Origin of the sequence: Veillonella sp., assembly GCF_019414865.1 — a bacterium.
Classification (GTDB): Bacteria; Bacillota; Negativicutes; order Veillonellales; family Veillonellaceae; genus Veillonella.
The window spans coordinates 1-4,279 of the sequence record NZ_DXLG01000126.1 but is presented as its reverse complement, the minus strand read 5'-3'; the positions used below and the strand labels follow the sequence as shown (position 1 = coordinate 4,279).

5 protein-coding genes are annotated in these 4,279 nt (G+C 36.6%); 2 read left to right on the top strand and 3 right to left on the bottom strand.

Annotated elements, in window-relative coordinates; translation table 11 throughout:
* Window positions 1–71: 71 nt before the first annotated feature.
* Window positions 72–1,088, top strand: coding sequence for an Abi family protein (locus tag QZ334_RS07115; protein ID WP_295233158.1), 1,017 nt, complete (start codon window positions 72–74; stop codon window positions 1,086–1,088).
* 87 nt (window positions 1,089–1,175) lie between these two features.
* On the top strand, window positions 1,176–1,697 hold the full coding sequence (locus QZ334_RS07110; protein ID WP_295233155.1) for a nitroreductase family protein: 522 nt from the start codon (window positions 1,176–1,178) through the stop codon (window positions 1,695–1,697).
* Window positions 1,698–1,821: 124 nt separating this feature from the next.
* Here QZ334_RS07110 and QZ334_RS07105 read toward each other — a convergent pair whose 3' ends face one another.
* The 3 genes from QZ334_RS07105 to QZ334_RS07095 all read right to left on the bottom strand — a co-directional run bounded on the left by QZ334_RS07105 (window position 1,822) and on the right by QZ334_RS07095 (window position 3,990).
* Window positions 1,822–2,109: a cupin domain-containing protein gene (locus QZ334_RS07105; protein ID WP_004694414.1), complete on the bottom strand. Its 288-nt coding sequence runs from the start codon at window positions 2,107–2,109 to the stop codon at window positions 1,822–1,824.
* Window positions 2,110–2,366: 257 nt separating this feature from the next.
* Complete coding sequence (locus QZ334_RS07100) at window positions 2,367–3,032, bottom strand: hypothetical protein (protein ID WP_295233152.1); 666 nt, start codon at window positions 3,030–3,032, stop codon at window positions 2,367–2,369.
* Between the two features lies 1 nt (window position 3,033).
* Complete coding sequence (locus QZ334_RS07095; RefSeq protein WP_295233150.1) at window positions 3,034–3,990, bottom strand: DUF1858 domain-containing protein; 957 nt, start codon at window positions 3,988–3,990, stop codon at window positions 3,034–3,036.
* Between the last annotated feature and the right edge of the window lie 289 nt (window positions 3,991–4,279).

The following is a 4,279-nucleotide window of genomic DNA, read 5'->3' as shown; positions in this document are numbered from 1 at the left end:
GACCCTTATAGGGTCAGAGCAAACCACCCGTTCTACGGGTGGTTATGATTTTTATATAGGGAGTTTTAATCATGGCTTTTGATAAACCATTTTTGGATTTAGATAAGCAGCTTAATTTACTAGAGTCTCGTAAGCTTATTATTACTAATCGAGATCGAGCAAAACGCCTTATTATGACGTCTTCTTATTATGATTTAATGAATGGATATAAATCTGTTTTTATGTTGTCCAATGACAGGTTTAAAGATAATGTAAAGCTAGAAGATATTTATATTTTTTCTTTTATAGATAAAGGTATTCAATCTATTACTATGAAATATAGTTTAATGATTGAAACATTATTTAAGACAAGACTATCCTATGTAATCTCAAATCATTTAGGGGTACATCAAGATGATTATTTACATGCTAGATACTATAAACGACAGATAAATCATCTTAGCTTTGCAAAGGTAAAGCAAGAGATTAATAAACAGCTTGATATATGTAATGCAAAACAGCCTACGAAGTATTATTTAAAACATCATAATCATGTTCCACCATGGATTTTATTTAAAAACATTTCTTTTGGAAGTGCTATTAATATATTTAGATTATTAAGTACAAAACATAAAAGAGAAGTTGTTAATCTTTTACTTCCTACTGATTTGATTACGTGTAAAGATAAAATAGAGTTATTAATTAATACATTAGAGGCAATTCGTCGTTTTCGTAATTGTGCAGCTCATAGTTTAAATTTCTTTGGTTGTCGATCTGTATATAATATACCAGGTAATATTTTATATACCATCGTACCAAATGGTGTACTTAAACGAGAGAAAGGTGAAATAACAAGTAGAGATAAGAAATCATTAAAAGGAATTTATGGTGTATTGATTATGACAGCACTATTATTAAATGATAAATTACTTGTTAGTTCTCTTATAGCTGAATGCAGAGGAGTTTTTAAGCCAGAAGTTAGTGGAGATGACGATTCAAAGCATATTGTAGACTTAATTAATGAATTAAAACAAAAATATAAAGAAGCTACACAAATTCCTATAGATTTTATTGATAGACTCGAAATTATATATAAATCAATTACATAAATAATACTAAAATCTTATAATTAGTAGGTTTTATGATTTTCCCGATTAAAATATAATGTTTGATATAACATTAAGGAGTGAAATCTAATGAAGGATTTTAAAGCATTAGCCACAGAACGGTATTCGGTTCGAAAATTTGATACGAAACCTGTAGAGCAGGAGAAGGTAAATATAATCTTAGAGGCAGCAAGATTAGCGCCTACAGCTCATAATTATCAGCCGCAACGACTACTTGTATTAAATACAGCAGATAGTCTTAATAAACTTAAAGACTGCACTAATGGTCATTTTAATGCTCCATTGGCTATTATTGTTTGTTACGATAATACAGTGAGCTGGAAACGAGAATACGATGATGCGGATTTAGGTGTGGTAGATGCGAGTATTGTAGGCTCTCATATTATGTTCCAAGTAGCAGATATGGGGCTAGGTACAACATGGATTGCTCATTTTGATCCAGCTAAAGTACGAGAAGCCTATGCTTTGCCTGATAATATCATTCCTGTAGCCATTTTCCCTATAGGATACCCACATCCAGACTGCGTACCTGCACCGGGCCATACAAAACGGTCTGATGTAAGTGAGCTAACAATATATAATTCCTTTTAAGTTCTACAAAATTATATGCTCCATAAAATAGTAACTATATAAAACGGGCAGCTTACTAAAAAAGGCGGTTAATCAATTATGATTAACCGCCTTTTCTAATAAGGTTTATGTTTTAAACTAGTTTTTATTCTGGTTTATGAATAAGGTTTACAACGAATTCGCTGTCTTCTACAAGTGTAGCTTGGATGTAGTTGTCGCCGTTGAATTCTAATACTTGGCCTGGTACGAGTACGTGTTCTTCAGTTTCGTTAAGGAATACTTGTACTTTACCTTTAACTACTGTAAAGATGACATTAGCTTCTGGATGATTGTGTTTTTCAACCTTTTCACCAGCTTTGCCGCCTTTTTTTACGATTACATAGTTAGGACCTTGGAATAATAAACCTAATTCTTGATTAACTGTGCCTGCCATAATAGACCTCCTAATTCTAGCTTTTATTTTGAAAGCTTACGTTTATACGTTACGTTGTGTTAATACATAATAGGATGTATTTATCTTATGGTTACATTATAAATGATATTACTTATCAATGCTGTGCCTATAGCTACAGTTTTGGAAAAATAGGGAAGAAATATATAGAAAACTCAAATAGCCAAATATTGGGTAAGAAAAAACGAGCGCTGTAAACGCTCGTTTTTGGGTACATATATCTGAGAGTAGATACTCTATTATTTTCTACGAATGGAGTATAAACGTGTGCCGTTTTCTTCAGTCGTTACAAGTTCAAAGTTTGGATCTACAGCTTTTACAAAAGCTTCGAACCATGTTTGGTAAGCTACAGCCATGAATTTAGGGTCAACGCCCGCTGTACGCCAGTAGCCTGCTTGTAATCTGTGGTCACCAACCCATGTGAACTCATCTGGGCTTTCAGAAACCACTTGGTCACCGCCATCGCAAGGCATGCCATTTACATAGAAGTTTTGTAGTGCATTGTAAATCGCTGGAGCAGTGTGTTCTTCAAGATTATCTTGAGCCACAACGCCACATGCTTGGCCTTGTACTGCGAATGCATCGAGAATAGCTGTTACTACATGTACAGCTTCGTCGCCGGAGTTAGTATCAAGCAAATCTCTGATGAAAGCTGCTTCGCGAACGGATGCGATGTTAATTTGGTTAGCCAACCAGCCATGGATATTGCCGTGGTCGATGATATTTTCAAGTGGAATGCTAGGGTTGATTGGTTCACCGTAAGTATCTACGGAGATAGAGTGTAATTCCTCTGCCAAATCATCAACAACCTTAGTTGTTTTTTCTAAAATCAAGTTTTCACGCTCAACGAGCAATTGAATTTTACGATATAACCAGTAATGGATGTGACCTAAGAATGCGGACATATTAAGCTCCTTTTCGTGCAGTTTCTAATTTTTGAACTAAATCGTATACATTAACACCGTGGATTTCTGCAGCTTGCCACAATGGTTCAGCTGTAGAAGATGGGCAACCAAGGCAACCCATGCCGATGCTTTGTAATACAGGCACAACATTTGGATATGTATCCACGATGTCGCGAATGATTGTGTCTGGTGTAATAGGAGCACCTGCTTCGAGGCGTGGTGCTTCTGGTTCTGGATCGTTACCATGACCAGGCAAGAACACAGCTGGTTCATCGGATTTACTTTCAGCTGGAGCACCTTCAAGGTCGCCCAATACAGCCTCTTTGAAAGCCTCTAAACCAATGCGGTCAATGAATTCGCCCATACGTTCAATTTGTGCGTTTTCTTTATAGTATGCAATGATACGATCTACTAATGCAAGAGCTTCTTTTTCAGTTGTTACTTCTGCGATAAGGTCGCCGATGCGTGGGTGAGCACCGCCACTACCGCCAGCGTATACATTCCAGCCCTCTACAGTACCAATAATGCCCACATCTTTCATGCGGCTTTCAGTACAAGAATTAAGACAACCGGATACGCCGATTTTCATTTTGCTTGGCATTTCTTGAGACAAATATTTGCGTTCAATTTGCATGCCAAGATGTACGCTGTCTTGTTTAGCGCGTTTACAGAATGTAGTACCTGGGCAGATTTTTACGCTGCGCACGCGGTTAGAAACAGTGTACGCTGGCTCCATGCCGAGCATTTCCCAAGCTTTATCTACGTCTTCTGCTTTCAAATTCGTAATCATAATGCGTTGGCTGCCAGTCAATTTAAGAACAGCGCCGAACTCATTCGCTACGTCGATATATTTTTGTAATTGTTCTGGTTGAATGAAACCTCCAGGAATGCGAGGTGTAATTGCATAACGGCGTTGGCCGTTTTTAATGCGTTGTAAATTTGCTGCGATTTGTGCCATTGTTAATCCTTTCTCGAGCCCTCTCTGCGGAGAATAGTAGCCTAAACTACTTAGTTAATCTATGTAATTCTTTATATATAATCTATATACGCCGTTGGGTTTTGTGAAAGCTTCGCACGTATACGTACAGCGTGATGAGATCAACTAGGCGATGCCTCATCAAAACCCGGCGTAACGATCAGTACGGGTATTAAATACTGACCTGATGTTCCTAGTATAAACTATTTTAACATGTAATAATGTAACCTAAGCTACAAAAATGAAAAATTTCAATATTAATTATTAATAG

Excerpts from the sequence above, each read along its gene's own strand:
- QZ334_RS07115 (WP_295233158.1), top strand. The coding sequence starts at position 72 with ATGGCTTTTGATAAACCATTTTTGGATTTAGATAAGCAGCTTAATTTA.
- QZ334_RS07110 (WP_295233155.1), top strand. The coding sequence starts at position 1,176 with ATGAAGGATTTTAAAGCATTAGCCACAGAACGGTATTCGGTTCGAAAA.
- QZ334_RS07105 (WP_004694414.1), bottom strand. The coding sequence starts at position 2,109 with ATGGCAGGCACAGTTAATCAAGAATTAGGTTTATTATTCCAAGGTCCT.
- QZ334_RS07100 (WP_295233152.1), bottom strand. The coding sequence starts at position 3,032 with ATGTCCGCATTCTTAGGTCACATCCATTACTGGTTATATCGTAAAATT.
- QZ334_RS07095 (WP_295233150.1), bottom strand. The coding sequence starts at position 3,990 with ATGGCACAAATCGCAGCAAATTTACAACGCATTAAAAACGGCCAACGC.